This is a genomic window from Fictibacillus sp. EA-CB0309, assembly GCF_055814265.1.
On sequence record NZ_CP169271.1, the window covers coordinates 1,372,811 to 1,392,244 of the forward strand.

A 19,434-nucleotide genomic window follows, 5' to 3' on the forward strand; every position below is an offset into this window, starting at 1 on the left:
AGTGTGAAAAAGTTATGGGGAGGACGTTTCTCAAAACAGCCTGAAGAATGGGTAGATGAGTTCGGAGCATCCATTTCGTTCGATCAGCAGCTGGCAAGTCAAGATTTAAAAGGAAGTCTTGCGCATGCTAAGATGCTGTATCAATGCAATATTATCGATAAAAGTGCTTATGAAAATATTAAGAATGGGTTGCTTCTCTTGTACAGGAAGAGAAAGAAGGAGAACTTTCTTACTCTGTGAAGTATGAAGATATCCATTTGAACCTTGAAAAACTGTTAACCGACAAAATCGGACCAGACGGAGGCAAACTTCATACAGCAAGAAGCAGAAATGATCAAGTTGCAACAGACTTCCATCTTTATGTGAAAGAAGAAACTCTTTTGATCATAGACCATATTGAAGAACTGCAAAAATCCCTTTTGAATCTTGCTGAAGAACATGTGGAAACCATTATACCTGGATATACCCATCTTCAGCGTGCCCAGCCGGTTTCCTTAGCGCATCATCTTTTTGCCTATTTTTGGATGCTCGATCGTGATAAGGGTAGGTTGCAAGACAGTTTGAAGCGAACGGATATTATGCCGCTTGGTGCCGGAGCTCTAGCAGGAACAACTTTCGGTATCGACAGAAACATCACAATGAACGAATTAGGGTTCTCAAATAAGTATCTTAACAGCTTGGATGCGGTTAGTGATCGAGATTTTGCGATCGAATGCTGCAGCAACGCTTCTATGATCATGATGCATCTGTCTCGTTTTTGTGAAGAATTGATTCTTTGGTCTTCGGAAGAATTCGGATTCATAGAAATCAGTGATAGCTTCACAACGGGCAGCAGTATGATGCCACAAAAAAAGAATCCAGATATGGCTGAATTAATTCGTGGTAAAAGCGGCAGAGTTTATGGATCGTTAATGTCTCTACTCACATTGATGAAGGGACTTCCACTTGCGTACAACAAAGATATGCAAGAAGACAAAGAACCCGTTTTTGACACGGTAAAAACAGTTAAAGGATGTCTTAGCATCATGACTGGCATGATGAATGAGGTTAAAATCAATGCCGATAAGATGAACAAAGCCGTTCATCAAGATTTTTCGAATGCAACTGAACTTGCTGACTATTTAGCAAAAAAAGGGATTCCGTTTCGTGAAGCCCATGAATTAGTAGGTCAGATGGTACTCCATTGTATTCAAAAAGGCTGCTATCTTCTTGATATTAGCCTTGAGGAATATCAAACATGGTGTCCACTTGTGGAAAACGACTTATTTGTTGCGCTATCTCCAAAAACCGCTGTTGAAAGAAGGAATTCAGAAGGCGGTACAGGTTTTGATGCTGTACACAAACAGATTGATGCAGCGAAATCAAAAATGCTTGTTTCCAAAAATTAATACCGTTTAACTTTCTACTCAAGACAAAAACTATGGGTAAGTTCTTGATTTTGAAGGAGGAAGTACCCATGGAAAAGGAAAAACGTCCAAATCAACAGTTAGAATACGATTCAGAAGGCGAAATGACCGTTCATCAGCAGATAACAGAAGCATACCAAAGCGGGATTATTGATAAAGTAGATCAAGGGCAGCAAAGAACAAAGCTAGACGAAGAAGAAAGTCTTTCATAAATAGGTAATAAGGATGGCTCACATAGTTGAGCTATCCTTTTTATTTTTAAACCTATTTTGTGTGAAGGGTATAAGGCTGATCGGCGATTGTCGAGTTTTGTCAACTCGCGGGTATATGAGGGAATCTCGCGGAATTATAGCCAAATCTCGCGGGAAAAATGCCAAAATTTCAGGAATTATTTCAAAAATTTCTCGAATTAGTGCTCGTGATACCCCTCCCTGTATAAGGGGAAGCTCAATATTAGACGCAAATAAACTCTATTTTGTATTAGGTTACAACGAATTGATGATCCAACAACAAAAAACTGAATTTCCTTATCTTATTTAGGGCACCTTAATGCTGTCTTACAAGTGAATCAACGAAAAAGAATTTCAACTTTTTATTTTGAATCTTTGATGGTATGGTAACTATAGAATAATGAAATAATTTCCAATAATGATCAGGAGGGAATGCAATGAAAATCGGTGTACCGACTGAAATAAAAAATAACGAAAATCGTGTAGCGATGACTCCAGCTGGTGTATTAAATCTCGTGGCGTCTGGTCATGAAGTATTTATTCAAAAAGGCGCTGGGATTGGCTCTGGTTTTACGGATGAAGAATACGAAAGTGCTGGCGGTGTGATCGTTGAGACGCCTGTTCAGGCATGGTCGATGGAAATGGTTATGAAAGTGAAAGAGCCGCTGCCCGAGGAGTATTGTTTCTTTCGGGAAGGATTAATCCTATTCACATATTTACATCTTGCACCTGAGCCTGAATTAACTAAAGCACTGACAGATAACAAGGTTATTGGAATTGCATATGAGACGGTACAGCTGCCAAATGGAACATTACCGCTGCTTACACCGATGAGCGAAGTAGCGGGCAGGATGGCTGCTCAAATCGGTGCACAATTTTTAGAAAAGCCTAAAGGCGGTCTAGGGATTTTGTTAAGTGGAATTCCTGGAGTTCGACGAGGTAAAGTAACAGTAATAGGCGGTGGGGTGGTTGGAACGAACGCTGCAAAAATAGCGATGGGTCTAGGAGCAGATGTTACGATCATTGACTTAAATCCTGAACGACTTCGTCAGCTGGATGACATTTTTGGTGTAGAGATTAATACGCTAATATCCAATCCGCTAAACATTGCGCTTGCTGTTCAAGAGTCAGCATTAGTAATCGGAGCTGTGTTGATCCCTGGAGCAAGAGCGCCTAAGCTTGTAACAGAAGAAATGATTAAAGGGATGCAGCCGGGATCTGTTATTGTAGACGTTGCAATCGATCAAGGTGGAATCTTTGAAACGGTCGACCGCATTACGACACATGATAACCCGACTTATGAAAAGTATGGTGTTCTGCATTATGCGGTAGCGAACATGCCAGGGGCCGTTCCAAGAACATCGACAATCGGGCTCACAAACGTGACTGTCCCTTATGCTCTTCAAATAGCAAATAAAGGGTATGCGAAAGCATGTTTAGATAATGAGGCATTGTTAAAAGGAATAAATACGTTAGATGGTTTTGTAACGTATAAAGCTGTTGCCGAAGCACATCAGCTCGATTATAAAGATGCTGTTTCCATATTGAATAAAAAATAAATAGGTGACACCAAAAAGTCCAACGTTCCTTTTTACTGGAATAGGGCTTTTTTTCTGTTCTATAATAGGGTATGTAAGGAAAGTAGGATGAAATCAAGCGTCCTAATTAGAGGAGGGAGTATGTTATATGAAAGTGACGTATCACGGACATTCTGTACTTGAGATTCAAACAGGGGAACATTCCGTTTGGATAGACCCTTTTATTAACGGAAACGGACAAGCTAAAATTAATGTTAACGATGTAAAAGCAGATGTAATTTTATTAACGCACGGCCATAACGATCACGTTGGGGACACAGTTGAGATTGCAAAAGCAAACAACAGCTTAGTGGTAGCGCCTTTTGAACTTGCTAATTACATGAGTTCTCAAGGAGTAGAAGCACATCCGATGCACATTGGCGGAAGCCGCACGTTTGATTTTGGAAAAGTAAAGTTTACTCAAGCTTTCCACGGATCAAGTTATGAAGAAGAAGATGGCACTGTTGTGTATACCGGGATGCCAGCAGGTATTTTATTTTCACACGGTGGAAAAACCCTCTACCATGCAGGTGATACAGCTCTTTTCTCAGATATGAAATTAATTGGAGAATTCGAGAAGCCTGACGTTGCGTTTTTGCCGATTGGTGATAATTTTACAATGGGTCCTGAAGATGCACTCATTGCTGCAGAATGGATCGGTGCAGACGTAACAGTTCCTATCCACTACAATACATTTCCTGTGATCGAACAAGATCCAGAGACTGCATTTTCATCTAAACTCGGAAAAAAGGAAAAGTGCTTCAAAGCGGTGAAAGCTTAAACGTATAATGATTCTAACCTCTCTTTCTATGCATACGAATGATAGTAAGGGAGGTTGTATTTTTTATGAGCCAAGAAAAAATAGCAAAGGTCTTAATGTTGTCTGTGCTGCTTTATGTAGCGATTCCTGTATTATCATTAGATGGTCCGCTTTTGCAAAGTGTTTTTACGATCGCATGGAGCGGGTTTGCGTGTATGCTGCTCATTGGTTTGCTGTTTAAAAAAGACACTCTAAAGAAACGAGCAGTTAAGAAACAAAGTATTTCTGCAAATCAGAAAATGAGGAAAAGAATGCACATGGAAAGTTGAGTTTCTGTTTGTATGCCTGTATAATCTGTATTAGTCAAATAAATAAAACAGATAGATACAGGTAAAAGGAACGGTGAATGTAATGCTTACTAAGCATGAACAAATATTGCAGCATATTTTGGACCTTGATGTCGGATCAAAAATCTCCGTTCGACAAATTGCAAAAGATTTAACGGTTAGTGAAGGGACAGCTTATCGAGCGATTAAAGAAGCTGAAAACCAGGGAATCGTAAGTACTATTGAACGTGTTGGTACGATACGTATCGAAAGACAAGCGAAGAGCAATATTGAAAAGCTAACGTTCGCCGAAGTCGTAAATATTGTTGAAGGACAAGTACTTGGCGGGCGCGCGGGACTTCACAAAACGCTTCATAAATTTGTTATTGGTGCCATGAAACTAGAAGCGATGATGCGTTATGTTGACGCAGGAAGTCTTTTAATTGTTGGTAACCGAGTGAACGCGCATGAACTGGGACTGAAAGCTGGAAGTGCGATTTTAGTAACAGGGGGATTCGATACGGAAGAAGAAGTGAAGAGGCTTGCAGACGAACTTGAACTTCCTGTGATTTCAACAAGTTACGATACATTTACTGTAGCGACAATGATCAATAAGGCGATACATGATCGCTTAATCAAAAAAGATATCGTATTAGCATCTGATATATTGATACCTATTGATGAAACGCATTACCTCTTTCAACATGATAAAGTTCAAAGATGGCATGAATTAAACCAAGAGACGATGCACAGCCGTTATCCTGTTGTGGATCAAGGAAATCGTGTTACAGGTGTTGTAACTTCTAAGGACATTATCGGTGTTCCTGTATCCATGCAAGTAGAAAAGGTCATGACTCGTGCTCCTTTAACGGTTACAGAAAAAACATCAGTAGCAGCATGTGCCCACATGATGATTTGGGAAGGGATTGAATTGCTGCCTGTAATCGGTTCTTCTCATAAACTCATTGGAATCCTAACAAGGCAAGATGTCTTAAAAGCGATGCAGATGATGCAGAAGCAGCCCCAAGTTGGTGCCACTTTCGATGACCTGATTACCACAGAGTTAAAAGAACAAAAGATGGATCATGAAGTTACGTTTACTTGCAGAATCACACCTCAGATGACCAACCACCTCGGCACAGTCTCATATGGTGTACTGATGACTTTAGTAACAGAGACAGCTCGTAAAGCGTTGAGGAGAATTAAAAAAGGTGACCTTGTTGTTGAGAACGTAACATTCTACTATATAAAGCCCGTTCAGATCGATAGTGATATTGAACTGATACCAAGAGTGTTGGAAGTGAGCCGGAAATTTGGGAAAGTAGATGTCGAGATTCATCATGATGGAAAGATTGTTGGAAAAGCGATGATGATGGCTCAGCTTCTCGATCACCGTTCATAAAAAGGCTGTTTTCTTATCCTTTGTTGTTCTTGTGAGTTGTTGATTTCCGTTTCAGGTCGCTCGCTATCCGCGCGGCATGCGGTGAGCCACATTCGTACGTTTTACTCTTAAGTGTCTCACCTGTCTAGTTGAAGTGGCTAGCCCCTCGAGGTTAAAAAGTTAAATGGTCCAGAAGGCAAAGGACGCCTTCCTAGCCCATTCACCTTTTGCTTGTCGGGGCTGAACGAGCCACTTCCACTTTTCAGACTGCCCGCCTGTCCCGCAGGCGTCTCGCATCTTACACTCCTATCAACAATCATATAAGACAATAATTGAAAGCAACAATCGAAGAGAAATGAGCATTTAAAAATACAAAAAAGTCCCTGTTCTAGGGACTTTTTATCCATATTTATTTAATTTTTCTGTGCTTCTTCTCGAGCAAGCGTAAGAAAGTGCTTGTACATTTTATAGTTCATGATCAACAGAACAATCCCATATGCTAAGAAGATTAGTGCGACCCAAAGCTGTACACGGCCTTCTACAGCAGTCAGCTCATTTAAACCGAATGAGGCTAAAAACGCGCCAAGAGCCATTTTTGCTTTTGTTCCTGTCCAGCGCTTTAAAAAGGGTTCTTTTGCACGTACTTCTGAGACTTTATAAAACACATAGAAAGCAAAAGAAAGTATAATAAGTATAATAAAAATCGGCATTTGAAAAATTCCTCCACATATTTACTCCACTATATTGTAAACGTTTAAAACCATAATTGCCACAACGACATCTAAAAGGAGTCTGCTATGAAAGAAGAAATCTTACAAAAAATTGAACAGTATGAAAAAATCATCATTCATCGTCATGTGAGACCAGACCCGGATGCACTCGGATCGCAAGGTGGACTTGCTGCTATTATTAAAGCGAGTTATCCCCATAAGGAAGTTTATGCAGTTGGAGAAGAAGATGCAGGATTGACTTTTTTGAACAGAATGGACGTTATTGAAGATGATGTATACCAAGGTGCTTTAGTTATTATCTGTGACACTGCAAATTCTCCGAGAATCAGTGATAACCGTTACTCGTTAGGAGATCTTGTTATTAAGATCGATCACCATCCGAACGAAGATCCTTACGGAAATTTAATCTGGGTAAATACAGAAGCAAGTTCTACTTCTGAGATGATCATGGATCTGTACCTTTCTGGGTCTGACCATGGTCTGAAGTTAGACAAAAATGCAGCAAGACTTTTATACGCAGGTATTATTGGAGATACAGGACGGTTTTTGTTTGCAAACACGACTCAGAAAACCCACCGTTATACCGCAGCATTGTTAGAGACAGGATTTTCTCCATCAGAAATACATGAGAATTTATATAAGATATCTGAAAAGCTTGTAAGGTTAAACGGCTATGTTCTGCAGAACTTTTCTATCGTGGATGATTGTGTAGGTTATATCCATTTAACGAAAGATACACTAAAGGAATTCAACACAAATGCCAGTGAGGCATCACTGTTAGTTAACTCTTTTTCTCATGTTGATGGGTTGCTTGCTTGGGTATTTTTTGTGGATGAACCGGATCAGATTAGAGTTAGGTTGCGCTCAAAAGGGCCTGTGGTAAATAAGATAGCAGCTAAATTTAACGGCGGAGGTCATCCAAGGGCTTCGGGGGCAACGGTGTATACGAAGGATGAAACGCTTTCAGTGCTTACTGAACTCAGAAACCTTTGTAAAGAATATAAAGCAAAATAAAAAAGGCCTCATCGGGGGCCTTTTTATGCTTTGAAAATAAAATAAAATAAAAGTCGTTGTTAGTTAGCTTTGTCAGGGATAAACCAAGAGCCAACATCAGTTACATCTTCATGCACTTTCAAGTTTAATTTTGCAAGCTCTCTTTTGATTAGGTCTGCTACTTCTTTCGTTTCAGCAAAAGCAGAAAAGCCATTCTGTAATTCCTTTACCTTTTCACGGGCAAGTTCTTTTCGATTGATAATCATGTAGTTCCCCCCAATATTCACTTCTTTACTCATATTTTATACAAATTAAGGAGGTATTGCTATTTCTTTGCCCAAAGATTCATAAAAACGTAATATTTCGACCATTATTTATACATAATCATTCATCTGGTTTAGCAGATATATAGATTCGAAGGACGCCTGTATATAAATAAAGATGGTCAATCTTAACTCGATAAGCTTGTTCATCATCATCGAGGCGATAAGGTTTATTTTCTATCGCTTGGAAAAGCAGCGTATTGCTTTTTGCGATTGTTTCTGTATCTTCACCCATAAGATGTTCCAAATCATCTTCAACTGCTTTTATTAAATGCATCCTTGTCAGGTTTGATAATTTCTCAGAGTCTGAATCTGAAAACCTTACATTGATCTCATGAAGTTTGAATTTTTTTGCGAGTTCTTCATTTGCTCTTTTATCATCAGAGGTTAGAATTTCATTTTTTTCTTATAATCTTCTATCTTCAATTTTTGTTTTTCTAATTTATGAATAAGCCTTTCATGAGCTAATCCGCCTTGAATTAAGAAAAACGCCCAGCCGATAATAAATCCAATCGCCATTCCAGCAAAAAACGCTGGTAGCCTTTTCGTTGATACAGCGGGGGATCCTCATCAGTTGATGTTCTCCTGGCTGAGCCACTGAATTAACTGCATAGCCGTATTTGCTCCAGCAATCGCAACAAATATATAGGTTAATTGCTTAAAAATCTCTATCGTAGCTCCATTTTCAAAACTGCGCTCAAAGTTCGTGATGGTATCAAACGTTCCTCCAATCGCAGCGACGATGGCCCATATTTTAAGTCTCTTTGCCAGCTCCATCATCTCATATATAGGAGCTTTACCAACTAGAAATGCTGCAAGTCCACCGATTAATGCTCCGCCTAATAAAACGCCAAAAGCAATGGCGAAGTCTAAGATCATGTTTGAAAAAAATCTCTTACCATGAGACATCCTCCTCTCTACTCAATGTATGGACAACTTGAGAAGTGTATGCTCGTTTCATATTTGAAATAGGCTTTTTATTAGGCATTTTTCGAAAAGACTGTTGCTTTCAAACCTCATTTTTATTTTCTTCTGTGACAGTTGATTGGAGTGCAAGGTGGGTGCCTACCACTTGAGAAGCATCTCGCAAGGCATGCGACGAGGAAGCTCGCTCCGGTAACATTAACTTGTAGACGCAGGAGCAAGGATACTTCTTTGAGGTGGGCAGTCCGAAAAGTGGAAGTGGCTCGTTCAGCCCCGACCAGCAAAAGGTGAATGGGCAAGGAAGGCGCACTTTGCCTTTTTGACCGTTTAACTTTTGACCTCGAGGGGCTAGCCACTGGAACTAGACAGGTGAGACACTTAAAAGTGAAACGTTACGAATGTGGCTCACCGCCTGCCCCGCGGAAAGCGAGCACCTGAAACGGAAGTCAACCACTTCCCATTTTTTAGAAAACATCCTAGAAATAATAAACTCCTCCGATGAAAACAGTTTCATTAACACATGCGAACTTCTGTACTATAATGAAGTGCAAAGAGGTGCGAAAGGAAGTGAAGAGGATGGGATTTGTCCCTCTGCATATACATAGTGAATATTCGCTTCTAGAAAGCTCTTGCCGCATTGAAGAGCTTGTTCAACGTGCAAAAGATATGGGCTATACGGCGCTCGCCATAACAGATAAATCAAATATGTATGGTGCCTTAAAGTTCTATACGACATGTGTAAAAGCTGGAATTCAGCCCATTATAGGGTTAGAAGCTGAAATAGGAATAGAGCACCAAAACAACAAGGAAAAAATACGCTCATCACATAAAATTCTGTTATATGCCATGAACAACGAAGGCTATGAAAATTTATTGAAACTTACTACGCTTATGCAAACGAAGCAAGACGGAGAAGTTTCACCGCTTACCCATAAAGAGCTATCGAAACATGCATCTGGGTTGATTGCTATTTCCTCTGGTTCAGAAGGGGAGATTCAGAAATACATTGTTAATGAGAATCGTGAAGACGATAAACTGAACAGATTGCTTGAATTTTATAAGCATTGGTTCCCTGATCGTTTTTATCTAGGACTTGAAGACCATGATACGGGATTTGAAAAAACGTTAAACATGCAATTGCCATCTCTCTCTAGAAAGTTTCACATACCGTTAATTTGTATGCATGAAACGTATTATGTGAAAAAGGAAGATGCTAACGCACATGACATTTTGTTATGCATCAAGCAAGGTGAAAAGATTAATAGCCGTGATCGTATTAAACTTCCAACGAGTGAGTTTTATTTGAAATCACAGCATGAGATGGAAAATTTATTTTCACATGCACCAGAAACCTTGTCCGAAACAGTTAAACTTGCAGAGAGATGCTCTTTGGAGCTTGATCTAGGTAACATTGCCTTGCCTAAATATCCCGTTCCGGCTAATCGGGACAGCTATGAATATTTGACTCAACTGTGTGAAGAGGGCCTTTTAAATAGATATGAAACCATAACGCCTGATATTAAGAATCGCCTTTCGTATGAACTTACTATCATTAAAAATATGAATTTTGAAGACTATTTTCTGATCGTATGGGATTTCATGAAGTTTGCTCATGATGAAAAGATGATTACTGGCCCAGGAAGGGGTTCGGCCGCAGGTTCTTTAGTGGCTTATGTGCTTCAGATTACAAACGTTGACCCTATCCATCATCAATTGATTTTTGAACGCTTCTTAAATCCAGAACGGGTGACGATGCCAGATATTGATATCGATTTTCCTGATAACCGCCGTGACGAAGTCTTAAAATATGTGGCGAACAAATATGGGACAGACTATGTCGCTCAGATTATAACCTTTGGTACATTGGCTGCCAGAGCAGCGATTAGAGACGCTGGTAGGGTAATGGATTTTGCTCCATCGCTTATTGATCTTACGGCTAAAAATATTCCATCAAGACCTGGGATCACTTTAGAAAATGCGCTAAAAGAATCCGCTGGTCTTCAGCAAGCGTACACAACAGACGCAGATGTGAAAAAACTTGTAAAAATAGCCATGACACTAGAGGGATTGCCAAGACATGCCTCTACTCATGCAGCAGGTGTCGTTTTATCTGGTTCTCCGCTTGTACAAAAAGTTCCATTGCAGAGTGGACATGATGGGATTCCGCTCACACAATACAGCATGGATTGGCTTGAAGCTGCAGGTCTATTAAAGATGGATTTTTTGGGGTTGCGCAATTTATCACTCATTGAAAATATTTTGTTCGCGATTGAAAAGAATGAGAACGTAAAGATCAATCTTAATGAAATTCCTTTTACAGACGCCAAAACGTTTGAGCTTCTTGCAAAAGGAGATACGACAGGCGTGTTTCAGCTTGAGTCGGATGGAATGAGAAAAGTACTGCAGCAGCTTAAACCAACAGAGTTTGAAGACATTGTAGCGGTCAACGCACTCTATCGACCAGGTCCGATGCAAAACATCCCTGATTATATAGCAGGTAAACACGGTCAAAAAACGGTTGAATATATGCACCCGGACCTTGAGCCAATACTAAAATCTACTTACGGTGTTATCGTCTACCAAGAACAGATCATGCAGATTGCAACAAAAGCTGCTGGGTTTACACTTGGAGAAGCAGATTTGTTAAGAAGAGCTGTTGGTAAGAAGAAACGAGATATTTTGCTGCGTGAGCGTCAGCATTTTGTGGCAGGGTGTTTAAAACAAGGCTATGATCAAAAGTCTGCTGATGCCTTATATGACTTGATCGTTCGTTTTGCCGATTATGGTTTCCCAAGGAGCCATGCAGTTGCATACAGTGTTATTGCCTATCAGCTGGCTTACTTAAAAGCAAATTACCCAGCATATTTTATGGCTGCACTACTTTCAAGCGTTATTGGCAATCATGATAAAGTGTATCAATATATAAAAGAGTCTGAGCAAAAAGGAGTTCCTATCCTGCCTCCTTCCATAAAAAAGAGCTCAGCTGTTTTTACATCTGAAGGATCAGCCATTGCATTCGGTCTTTTAGCTATAAAAAATGTTGGTCTTCAAGCAGTAAAAAGCCTTATGGAAGAAAACGATAAAGAACCGTTTCAAGATCTGTTTGATATTTGTGCACGCTGTCCTCAAAAAACAGTAAATAAACGAACCCTTGAATCGTTAATTTTTGCAGGCGCACTGGATGATCTTGGAGAAGACAGAGCTGTGCTGTTAGCTTCCTAGAAACAGCCATCGAATATGGAGAAGAGTTTCAGGAAATCTCACGGAAAAATCAAATGTATTTATTTGATGATGACATTAATCTTCCTAAGCCTTCTTACGTATCCGTTCAGCCGTTTCAAGGCAGTGAGAAACTTAAGTTTGAAAAAGAAGCCCTTGGCTTTTTCTTTTCCTCTCACCCATTAGAACGATATCGTTCCATCTTAGGTAGCTGGAAAGCGGCAGATATTAAGGATTTAAACGAAAAAAATCCTCTGTCCGTCTTGGTGTTTTAGTGGACAAAGTACGTGTCATTAAAACAAAAAAGGAGAGCTAATGGCTTTTCTTACAATCAGCGATGAGAGCGGAGAGATCGAAGCTGTTGCCTTTCCGAAAGTGTACGAGGCGAATCACAGTATTCTCCAAAAAGGAGAACAATTATTTTTAGAAGGAAGTGTTGAACAGCGTAACGAAACATTACAGATACTTATTAATAAATGCAAGTTGCTGCAAGAATTAAAACCCAATGACCAACCGACAGTATTTATCAAGATTGATAAAGAACATCAGTCACCTGAACATTTAAATGCAGTGAAGACGATTTTGGAACAATCTAAAGGCAGTGTACCTGTTGTGCTCATATATGAAGAAAACAGACAGAAGGTTCAAATCTCACAAAAAATAAATGCTATGGAGAACGTATTGTTAGAGTTGCAATCTGTTATTGGTGAAGGTAATGTCGTGTTAAGAAGAAATTAAAAAACTTTACAGCTTGTTAACTTTTGTTATAATGAATGAGTCAATAATAGTGGTCTGACCACCTCCTAATTTGACTCATCGACCATAAATTTTAAAATCATTAGGAGATGAAGAGATGTCTACATTACGAGAAGAAGCACTACACATGCACCGCACACATCAAGGGAAATTAGAATCAAAATCAAAGGTACCTGTTCGCAATGCAAAGGATTTGAGCCTTGCCTATTCTCCAGGTGTCGCAGAGCCTTGTAAGGATATTTATGATGATAAATCAAAAGTCTATGACTATACAATGAAAGGTAACACAGTAGCTGTTGTTTCTGACGGAACAGCTGTTTTAGGTCTAGGTAATATCGGGCCTGAAGCTGCTCTGCCAGTTATGGAAGGAAAAGCAGTGCTGTTTAAGAGTTTTGCCGGAGTTGATGCATTTCCGATCTGTTTAAACACCACAGATGTGGACAAGATTGTTGAAACTGTAAAACTGCTTGAGCCGACTTTCGGTGGTGTGAATCTTGAAGATATTGCTGCACCCAATTGTTTCGTAGTCGAAGAACGATTGAAGAAAGAAACGAATATTCCAATTTTTCATGATGATCAGCATGGAACAGCAATTGTTACTTTAGCGGGTCTAGTAAACGCACTTAAATTAACTGGGCGTGAAATGTCAAAAATTAAAGTTGTTGTAAATGGTGCTGGTGCTGCTGGTATCGCAATTATTAAATTGCTAGATCGTTTCGGCGTAAAAGATATCATCATGTGTGATACAAAAGGTGCGATCTACGAAGGCCGTCCATTTGGAATGAATAGTGTCAAAAAAGAAGTGGCAAGCTTTACAAACCGAACAAAACAAGAAGGTACACTAGCTGATGTAATTAGCGGTACTGATGTTTTTGTAGGTGTTTCTGTAGAAGGTGCCCTTACTAAAGCAATGGTAGAATCGATGAACCCTGAACCGATTATTTTTGCTATGGCAAACCCTAATCCTGAAATTATGCCTCATGAAGCTCGTGAAGCAGGTGCGATGGTTATTGGGACAGGACGTTCAGATTTCCCGAACCAAGTCAACAACGTACTCGCATTCCCAGGTATTTTCCGAGGTGCTCTTGATGTAAGAGCGACTCATATCAATGAGGAAATGAAGATCGCGGCTGTACATGCCATTGCAAATCTTGTAAATCCTGTAGAATTAACTGCAGAATACGTTATTCCAGCGCCGTTTGACCCGCGTGTTGCTCCAGCAGTTGCAGCAGCTGTTGCGACTGCTGCTATGGAAACAGGTGTTGCAAGAATTCGTATGAATCCAGAAGACATCGCTGAAAAGACAAAGAGACTTGCAATTATCGGAAAAGATGAATGAAACCGGTAAAGGAGAGAGGAATGTCTGTCCAGCCTACCGAAAAAGTATATATTGAAATTTTAAAGCAAATAAAATCTATTATTGTAGAAGATGGCCTTCAAGCAGGTGACAAGCTTCCATCTGAAAGGGAGCTAAGTGAACGCTTAAAAGCAGGAAGGTCGTCTGTACGTGAAGCGTTAAGGTCTCTCGAACTGCTCGGTTTAATCGAAACCAGAAGAGGAGAAGGGACTTTTATACGTGAAGCAACCGGCCATCGTCTTGTAGAAGTGCTTGCGTCGTTCATTTTAAACGATAAAAAAGCAAGACAAGATCTTCAGGAAACTAGGCATATCGTGATTAAGGATTGTGCAGAGCTTGCTGTTTTAAGATGTGATTCATCCACGATCAGCAAACTGAAGAGATTCATTCAACAGATGGATAAAGACGGCCATGGGAAACTAAATGAAGTCTGTAAACAATTTGAAAAAACAGTGATTCAATCATGCGGCAATCATCTTCTTTATCGTTTATATGTGGAACTTACGGGTTATGGGTCATCATTGCAAAGAGAAAATACCTATTGGCCTCCGTTGCTGTGTGAAGAAGTTCTAGAACTTCTTCAACAGAAAAATGCTGTGAAGCTAACGAATCTGTTATCAAAACAAAACGATGCCCTAAACGCAATCGAATAGGTGGTGTTATTCATTCATGATTAAAGGATTGTTTGTTAAAAAGAAAAAATATGCCACAATACCAACTGGTAAAGTAAAACAAGATGTACCTGAAGGCATTATGAGTAAATGTCCAGAGTGCAAGCACATCATGGTAACAAAAGAGTTAAGGAAAAATCTGCTTGTATGTCAAGGCTGTCAGTATCATTATCCGATGTCATCTCAAGAAAGAATTGCGGCTCTGATTGATGAAGGAACCTTTACGGAATATGATGCGGATATGATTTCAGGAAACCCTCTAGAATTTCCTGATTATGTGGAAAAGCTTGAAGGTGACCGAAAGAAAACAAAAATAAACGAGGCAGTTGTTACGGGTGCAGGTCAGATGAATGGACTGGATGTAACACTTGCTGTAATGGACTCCCGGTTTAGGATGGGCAGCATGGGTTCTGTTGTTGGGGAGAAGATTACACGTGCGATCGAACACGCCGTTGATAATGAAACCCCGTTTATTATTTTTACGGCATCAGGCGGTGCTCGTATGCAAGAAGGCGTTCTAAGTCTGATGCAGATGGCCAAAACGAGTGTTGCTCTTAGAAGACTAAGTGACAGAGGGTTATTATTTATCTCTGTTATGACACACCCAACAACTGGAGGAGTATCTGCTAGTTTTGCCTCTGTTGGAGACTACAACTTTGCAGAACCAAAAGCTCTAATCGGATTTGCCGGAAGACGAATTATTGAACAAACGATTCGTCAAGAATTGCCTGAAGATTTCCAGACGGCTGAGTTTTTATTAAAACACGGACAGCTTGACAGCGTTATTCATCGTAGTGACATGAAAAAAACATTGAGTACACTATTAAAGATGCATACAGAAGGGAGGCGTTAAAGCATGGCGGCAGAACTAGAATTCGAAAGACCCATACACGAACTTGAAAAAAGATAGCAGAGTTAAAATCTTTTATGGACGAAAAGGATATTGACTTAACAGATGAGATCAATAGGCTGGAAGGAAAATTGTCTAATCTTGAAAAAAGTACGTATTCAGAAATGAAACCTTGGGATCGTGTTCAAATTGCCCGACATGCTGAACGCCCGACCACCCTTGACTATATTCGTTATCTTTTTACCGATTTCATTGAATTACATGGAGACCGGCTTTTTGGTGATGATGAAGCGATTGTTGGGGGAGTAGCTTTTTATAAAGACCTTCCTATTACCGTTATCGGCCATCAAAGAGGAAAAGATACGAAAGAAAACCTTCGACGTAACTTTGGTATGCCTCATCCTGAAGGATATCGCAAAGCACTGCGTTTAATGAAGCAGGCAGAGAAGTTTAATAGACCTATTATTTGCTTTATCGATACGAAAGGAGCTTACCCTGGGAAAGCAGCAGAAGAAAGAGGACAGAGTGAAGCCATTGCACGAAATCTCGTTGAGATGGCTGGCTTAACGGTTCCTGTTATTTGTGTTGTTATCGGGGAAGGCGGAAGCGGCGGAGCCCTTGCACTGGGTGTTGGTAATTATGTACACATGCTGGAAAACTCAACCTATTCGGTTATTTCACCAGAAGGTGCTGCTGCCATTCTTTGGAAAGATGCATCGCTTGCGAAAAAGCTGCAGAGTCTATGAGAATTACTGCTCCAGACTTAAAAGAAATGGGAATTATCGATGAAATTATAGAAGAAGTTAAGGGCGGGGCGCATAAAGATGCAAAGCACCAAGCTGAATTAATTGACCACATTTTGGAAGCATCCTTAAATAACTTGCTATCAATGACCGAAGAAGAGCTTATTAATCAGCGTTATGAAAAATATAAAAAAATCGGACAATTTGGGTTTGTAAACGATTCCATTGTTGTTAAATAGGGAATGTGCCTTTCTGCTTAGGGAAAGGCGCATTTTTTTGTCTATTGTTGTCTATTGTGTTCAACATTTGAACATGATATTTTAATAAGACGAGAGAACTAGAGAGGTGAAATGTTTCATGAAACGGATAGGAGTTCTAACTAGTGGTGGAGATTCACCCGGCATGAATGCTGCGATTCGAGCGGTTGTTCGAAAAGGAATCTACCACGATTTAGAAGTTTATGGCATATACAATGGTTATGCAGGACTAATTTCAGGGAATATTAAGAAACTGGAATTAGGTTCTGTTGGAGATATTATACATCGTGGTGGAACAATGCTGCATTCAGCACGTTGTTTAGAGTTTAAAACACCAGAAGGTCAGCAAAAAGGTATTGAGCAGCTTAAGAAATTCGGTATTGAAGGCCTAGTCGTAATCGGTGGCGACGGATCTTTCCAAGGAGCAAAGAAGTTATCTGAACAAGGATATCCTACGATTGGAGTTCCTGGTACGATCGATAACGACATTCCTGGAACTGATTTCACAATTGGTTTTGATACAGCATTAAATACGATTATCGATGCTATTGACAAGATTCGTGATACAGCTACTTCTCATGAACGCACGTACATCATCGAAGTTATGGGACGAGATGCAGGTGACCTTGCATTATGGGCTGGACTAGCTGATGGAGCAGAAACCATTCTTATTCCAGAAGAAGATCACAAGATGGAACAAGTGGTTCAAAAGCTTCAAAGAGGACACGAGCGCGGAAAGAAACACAGTATTATCATTGTTGCTGAAGGCTGTGGAAGCGGTGTTGATGTTGCAAAAGAAATCGAAACACTTACAGGATTTGAAACAAGGGTTACGGTTTTAGGACATATCCAGCGTGGCGGATCCCCTACTGCTTTTGACCGTGTATTAGCAAGCCGACTAGGTGCGCAAGCGGTTGAACTGTTATTAGAGGGTAAAGCTGGACGTACGGTAGGTATTGAAAATAACAAACTTGTTGATTATGACATTACAGAGGTTTTATCAAGAAAACATACCATTGATAAACAAATGTACCGATTATCTCAGGAATTATCCATATAATCCGCAAAATAGCATCGTACGGCTGCAGGAATCTGTATTTAGTCCGTACGATGCCTTCTTGCGAAAAAAGAAAATCAGGAGGCCATTTACATGATGCGCAAAACTAAAATCGTTTGTACGATAGGTCCTGCAAGCGAAAGCATTGATAAATTAAAAGATTTGATGAATGCTGGGATGAACGTTTCCCGTCTAAACTTCTCACACGGTGACTTTGAAGAACACGGTCAACGCATTATAAACATCCGTGAAGCTTCAAAAGAACTTGGTAAAACGGTTGCGATTCTTTTAGACACAAAAGGTCCTGAAATCCGTACTCAAACACTTGAAGGCGGAGTGGCTGAACTTGTAGCTGGAAATGAACTGATCGTTTCTATGGAAGAAGTTATCGGAAATGATAAGAAGATCTCTGTAACATACCCTGGTCTTGTAGAAGATGTTGAAGTGGGTTCAAGAATTTTACTTGATGATGGATTGATTGAGCTTGAAGTAATCGCAATTGGTCAGAATGAACTTACTACAAAAATCTTAAACTCAGGTACATTGAAAAACAAAAAAGGCGTTAACGTACCGAACGTAAGCGTAAAGCTTCCTGGGATTACAGACAAAGATGCAAAAGATATCGAGTTCGGTATTGAACAAGGTGTTGATTTTATTGCTGCATCTTTCGTACGACGTGCAACTGATGTACTTGAAATTCGTGAAATTTTAGACAAACACAATGCAAATCATATTCAAATCATACCTAAGATCGAGAACCAAGAAGGTGTAGATAATATTGATGAGATTCTTGCTGTATCTGACGGATTAATGGTTGCTCGTGGTGACCTAGGTGTTGAGATCCCTGCTGAAGAAGTACCTCTTGTACAAAAGATGCTTATCAAGAAGTGTAACGAGCTCGGAAAACCAGTTATTACGGCAACACAAATGTTAGATTCTATGCAGCGTAACCCGCGTCCTACACGTGCTGAAGCGAGTGACGTAGCTAACGCTATCTTCGATGGTACAGACGCTATCATGTTATCTGGAGAAACAGCTGCTGGTAACTATCCAGTTGAAGCAGTTCTAACGATGCACAAGATCGCTAGCCGTGCAGAAAGCTCATTAAACTACAAGACACTTTTATCTTCAAAAAGCAAAGAAAGCAAAACAACAATCACAGATGCGATTTCTCAATCGGTTTCCTTTACTGCGCTTAACTTAGATGCAGATGCAGTTATTACGGCAACTGAAAAAGGGCAAACAGCTCGAATGATTTCGAAGTATCGTCCTAAAGCGCCAATCATCGCTGTAACAAGCAATGAAGATGTTTGCCGCAAGCTTGCTCTTGTTTGGGGTGTAACACCTGTTAAAGGAGAAAAAGCAGGAACTACGGATGAAATGTTCCAAATCGCTATCGACTCTGCTTTAAAAGCGGATGCAGTTCAACACGGTAACCTTGTAGTGATTACTGCGGGTGTTCCTGTTGGTGAATCAGGGTCTACGAACTTGATGAAAGTACACATTATTGGTGATGTGCTTGCAAAAGCTCAAGGGATTGGACAATCATCTGCTTCAGGTAAAGTAGTTGTAGCCAAAACAGCTCAAGAAGCGATGGAGAAGATGACAGAAGGAGCGATCCTTGTAACGGTTGGCACAGACCGTGATATGATGCCTGCATTCGAAAAAGCTGCAGCTGTTATTACAGAAGAAGGTGGCTTAACTAGCCATGCTGCTGTTTGTGGAGTTTCTCTAAGCATTCCAGTAATTGTTGGACTACAAAATGCAACTGACATCTTCAAAGATGGTCAAGAGATTACAATTGATGCTTCTGTAGGATATATTTACGATGGAAGAAAGAGTGTTATCTAAATTATGAAAAGAGAAGGGTGAA

The 19,434-nt window shown here is 40.1% G+C and carries 18 protein-coding genes and 4 pseudogenes; 17 read left to right on the plus strand and 5 right to left on the minus strand.

From position 1 onward, the window contains the following. The first annotated feature begins 3 nt into the window (after positions 1-3). The 6 genes and pseudogenes from argH to ACEWFH_RS07650 all read left to right on the plus strand — a co-directional run bounded on the left by argH (position 4) and on the right by ACEWFH_RS07650 (position 5,701). Positions 4-1,388 (plus strand): annotated as a pseudogene (gene argH / locus ACEWFH_RS07625) (argininosuccinate lyase). A 68-nt stretch (positions 1,389-1,456) separates the two neighbouring features. After that, positions 1,457-1,618: a hypothetical protein gene (locus ACEWFH_RS07630; protein ID WP_473726749.1), complete on the plus strand. Its 162-nt coding sequence runs from the start codon at positions 1,457-1,459 to the stop codon at positions 1,616-1,618. Positions 1,619-2,073: 455 nt separating this feature from the next. After that, positions 2,074-3,195, plus strand: a complete 1,122-nt coding sequence (gene ald / locus ACEWFH_RS07635) for an alanine dehydrogenase (RefSeq protein ID WP_473726750.1) — start codon at positions 2,074-2,076, stop codon at positions 3,193-3,195. 127 nt (positions 3,196-3,322) lie between these two features. Next, positions 3,323-4,002: pseudogene (locus tag ACEWFH_RS07640) on the plus strand (metal-dependent hydrolase). Positions 4,003-4,059: 57 nt separating this feature from the next. Continuing rightward, positions 4,060-4,302 carry a hypothetical protein gene (locus tag ACEWFH_RS07645; protein WP_473726751.1) on the plus strand — a complete coding sequence of 81 codons (243 nt, stop codon included), beginning with the start codon at positions 4,060-4,062 and terminating at the stop codon, positions 4,300-4,302. An 82-nt stretch (positions 4,303-4,384) separates the two neighbouring features. Beyond that, positions 4,385-5,701: a DRTGG domain-containing protein gene (locus ACEWFH_RS07650; RefSeq protein WP_473726752.1), complete on the plus strand. Its 1,317-nt coding sequence runs from the start codon at positions 4,385-4,387 to the stop codon at positions 5,699-5,701. Between the two features lie 392 nt (positions 5,702-6,093). Here the strand turns inward: ACEWFH_RS07650 and ACEWFH_RS07655 are convergent, their stop codons facing one another. Further along, entirely contained in the window at positions 6,094-6,390 is a 297-nt protein-coding gene (locus ACEWFH_RS07655; RefSeq protein ID WP_473726753.1) for a YtpI family protein, read from the minus strand. Positions 6,391-6,477: 87 nt separating this feature from the next. Here ACEWFH_RS07655 and ACEWFH_RS07660 point away from each other — a divergent pair, with 87 nt between their 5' ends. Then, complete coding sequence (locus ACEWFH_RS07660) at positions 6,478-7,425, plus strand: DHH family phosphoesterase (RefSeq protein ID WP_473726754.1); 948 nt, start codon at positions 6,478-6,480, stop codon at positions 7,423-7,425. A gap of 59 nt (positions 7,426-7,484) precedes the next feature. On the opposite strand, the gene ACEWFH_RS07665 is transcribed toward ACEWFH_RS07660, so the two are convergent. The 4 genes from ACEWFH_RS07665 to ACEWFH_RS07680 all read right to left on the minus strand — a co-directional run bounded on the left by ACEWFH_RS07665 (position 7,485) and on the right by ACEWFH_RS07680 (position 8,636). Beyond that, positions 7,485-7,670 carry a YtzJ family protein gene (locus ACEWFH_RS07665; protein WP_473726755.1) on the minus strand — a complete coding sequence of 62 codons (186 nt, stop codon included), beginning with the start codon at positions 7,668-7,670 and terminating at the stop codon, positions 7,485-7,487. A gap of 118 nt (positions 7,671-7,788) precedes the next feature. Beyond that, on the minus strand, positions 7,789-8,121 hold the full coding sequence (locus ACEWFH_RS07670; RefSeq protein WP_473727237.1) for a sporulation membrane protein YtrI: 333 nt from the start codon (positions 8,119-8,121) through the stop codon (positions 7,789-7,791). Continuing rightward, complete coding sequence (locus tag ACEWFH_RS07675) at positions 8,115-8,246, minus strand: hypothetical protein (protein ID WP_473726756.1); 132 nt, start codon at positions 8,244-8,246, stop codon at positions 8,115-8,117. The genes ACEWFH_RS07670 and ACEWFH_RS07675 overlap by 7 nt, the downstream gene beginning before the upstream one ends. A gap of 51 nt (positions 8,247-8,297) precedes the next feature. After that, on the minus strand, positions 8,298-8,636 hold the full coding sequence (locus ACEWFH_RS07680) for a YtrH family sporulation protein (RefSeq protein WP_473726757.1): 339 nt from the start codon (positions 8,634-8,636) through the stop codon (positions 8,298-8,300). A 306-nt stretch (positions 8,637-8,942) separates the two neighbouring features. Here ACEWFH_RS07680 and ACEWFH_RS07685 point away from each other — a divergent pair, with 306 nt between their 5' ends. From ACEWFH_RS07685 to pyk, 10 genes and pseudogenes are all read left to right on the plus strand, one after another. Then, positions 8,943-9,089, plus strand: coding sequence for a hypothetical protein (locus tag ACEWFH_RS07685; RefSeq protein ID WP_473726758.1), 147 nt, complete (start codon positions 8,943-8,945; stop codon positions 9,087-9,089). Between the two features lie 138 nt (positions 9,090-9,227). Beyond that, the gene (gene dnaE / locus ACEWFH_RS07690; RefSeq protein ID WP_473726759.1) at positions 9,228-11,873 is read left to right on the plus strand and encodes a DNA polymerase III subunit alpha; all 2,646 of its coding nucleotides are present in this window, start codon (positions 9,228-9,230) and stop codon (positions 11,871-11,873) included. A gap of 53 nt (positions 11,874-11,926) precedes the next feature. Beyond that, positions 11,927-12,145, plus strand: coding sequence for a hypothetical protein (locus ACEWFH_RS07695; RefSeq protein ID WP_473726760.1), 219 nt, complete (start codon positions 11,927-11,929; stop codon positions 12,143-12,145). Between the two features lie 40 nt (positions 12,146-12,185). After that, the gene (locus ACEWFH_RS07700) at positions 12,186-12,608 is read left to right on the plus strand and encodes an OB-fold nucleic acid binding domain-containing protein (RefSeq protein ID WP_473726761.1); all 423 of its coding nucleotides are present in this window, start codon (positions 12,186-12,188) and stop codon (positions 12,606-12,608) included. 115 nt (positions 12,609-12,723) lie between these two features. Continuing rightward, complete coding sequence (gene ystJ, locus ACEWFH_RS07705) at positions 12,724-13,965, plus strand: NADP-dependent malic enzyme (protein ID WP_473726762.1); 1,242 nt, start codon at positions 12,724-12,726, stop codon at positions 13,963-13,965. A 20-nt stretch (positions 13,966-13,985) separates the two neighbouring features. Then, positions 13,986-14,636 (plus strand): FadR/GntR family transcriptional regulator, encoded by a 651-nt coding sequence (locus ACEWFH_RS07710; RefSeq protein ID WP_473726763.1) that lies wholly within the window; start codon positions 13,986-13,988, stop codon positions 14,634-14,636. Between the two features lie 16 nt (positions 14,637-14,652). Then, positions 14,653-15,526, plus strand: a pseudogene (gene accD, locus ACEWFH_RS07715) (acetyl-CoA carboxylase, carboxyltransferase subunit beta). Further along, positions 15,511-16,486 (plus strand): annotated as a pseudogene (gene accA / locus ACEWFH_RS07720) (acetyl-CoA carboxylase carboxyl transferase subunit alpha). The pseudogenes accD and accA overlap by 16 nt, the downstream one beginning before the upstream one ends. Before the next feature lie 118 nt (positions 16,487-16,604). Continuing rightward, the gene (gene pfkA / locus ACEWFH_RS07725) at positions 16,605-17,564 is read left to right on the plus strand and encodes a 6-phosphofructokinase (RefSeq protein WP_473726764.1); all 960 of its coding nucleotides are present in this window, start codon (positions 16,605-16,607) and stop codon (positions 17,562-17,564) included. A gap of 93 nt (positions 17,565-17,657) precedes the next feature. Continuing rightward, positions 17,658-19,412, plus strand: a complete 1,755-nt coding sequence (gene pyk / locus ACEWFH_RS07730) for a pyruvate kinase (RefSeq protein ID WP_473727238.1) — start codon at positions 17,658-17,660, stop codon at positions 19,410-19,412. Positions 19,413-19,434 lie beyond the last annotated feature (22 nt).

What these genes read in the sequence shown, in the direction of transcription:
- dnaE (WP_473726759.1), top strand. Translation starts at nt 9,228, where the DNA reads ATGGGATTTGTCCCTCTGCATATACATAGTGAATATTCGCTTCTAGAA.
- pyk (WP_473727238.1), top strand. Translation starts at nt 17,658, where the DNA reads ATGCGCAAAACTAAAATCGTTTGTACGATAGGTCCTGCAAGCGAAAGC.
- ACEWFH_RS07650 (WP_473726752.1), top strand. Translation starts at nt 4,385, where the DNA reads ATGCTTACTAAGCATGAACAAATATTGCAGCATATTTTGGACCTTGAT.
- ACEWFH_RS07710 (WP_473726763.1), top strand. Translation starts at nt 13,986, where the DNA reads ATGTCTGTCCAGCCTACCGAAAAAGTATATATTGAAATTTTAAAGCAA.
- ACEWFH_RS07700 (WP_473726761.1), top strand. Translation starts at nt 12,186, where the DNA reads ATGGCTTTTCTTACAATCAGCGATGAGAGCGGAGAGATCGAAGCTGTT.
- ACEWFH_RS07655 (WP_473726753.1), bottom strand. Translation starts at nt 6,390, where the DNA reads ATGCCGATTTTTATTATACTTATTATACTTTCTTTTGCTTTCTATGTG.
- ACEWFH_RS07665 (WP_473726755.1), bottom strand. Translation starts at nt 7,670, where the DNA reads ATGATTATCAATCGAAAAGAACTTGCCCGTGAAAAGGTAAAGGAATTA.
- ald (WP_473726750.1), top strand. Translation starts at nt 2,074, where the DNA reads ATGAAAATCGGTGTACCGACTGAAATAAAAAATAACGAAAATCGTGTA.
- pfkA (WP_473726764.1), top strand. Translation starts at nt 16,605, where the DNA reads ATGAAACGGATAGGAGTTCTAACTAGTGGTGGAGATTCACCCGGCATG.
- ACEWFH_RS07685 (WP_473726758.1), top strand. Translation starts at nt 8,943, where the DNA reads ATGGGCAAGGAAGGCGCACTTTGCCTTTTTGACCGTTTAACTTTTGAC.
- ystJ (WP_473726762.1), top strand. Translation starts at nt 12,724, where the DNA reads ATGTCTACATTACGAGAAGAAGCACTACACATGCACCGCACACATCAA.
- ACEWFH_RS07675 (WP_473726756.1), bottom strand. Translation starts at nt 8,246, where the DNA reads ATGGCGATTGGATTTATTATCGGCTGGGCGTTTTTCTTAATTCAAGGC.
- ACEWFH_RS07695 (WP_473726760.1), top strand. Translation starts at nt 11,927, where the DNA reads ATGTATTTATTTGATGATGACATTAATCTTCCTAAGCCTTCTTACGTA.
- ACEWFH_RS07680 (WP_473726757.1), bottom strand. Translation starts at nt 8,636, where the DNA reads ATGTCTCATGGTAAGAGATTTTTTTCAAACATGATCTTAGACTTCGCC.
- ACEWFH_RS07645 (WP_473726751.1), top strand. Translation starts at nt 4,060, where the DNA reads ATGAGCCAAGAAAAAATAGCAAAGGTCTTAATGTTGTCTGTGCTGCTT.
- ACEWFH_RS07660 (WP_473726754.1), top strand. Translation starts at nt 6,478, where the DNA reads ATGAAAGAAGAAATCTTACAAAAAATTGAACAGTATGAAAAAATCATC.
- ACEWFH_RS07630 (WP_473726749.1), top strand. Translation starts at nt 1,457, where the DNA reads ATGGAAAAGGAAAAACGTCCAAATCAACAGTTAGAATACGATTCAGAA.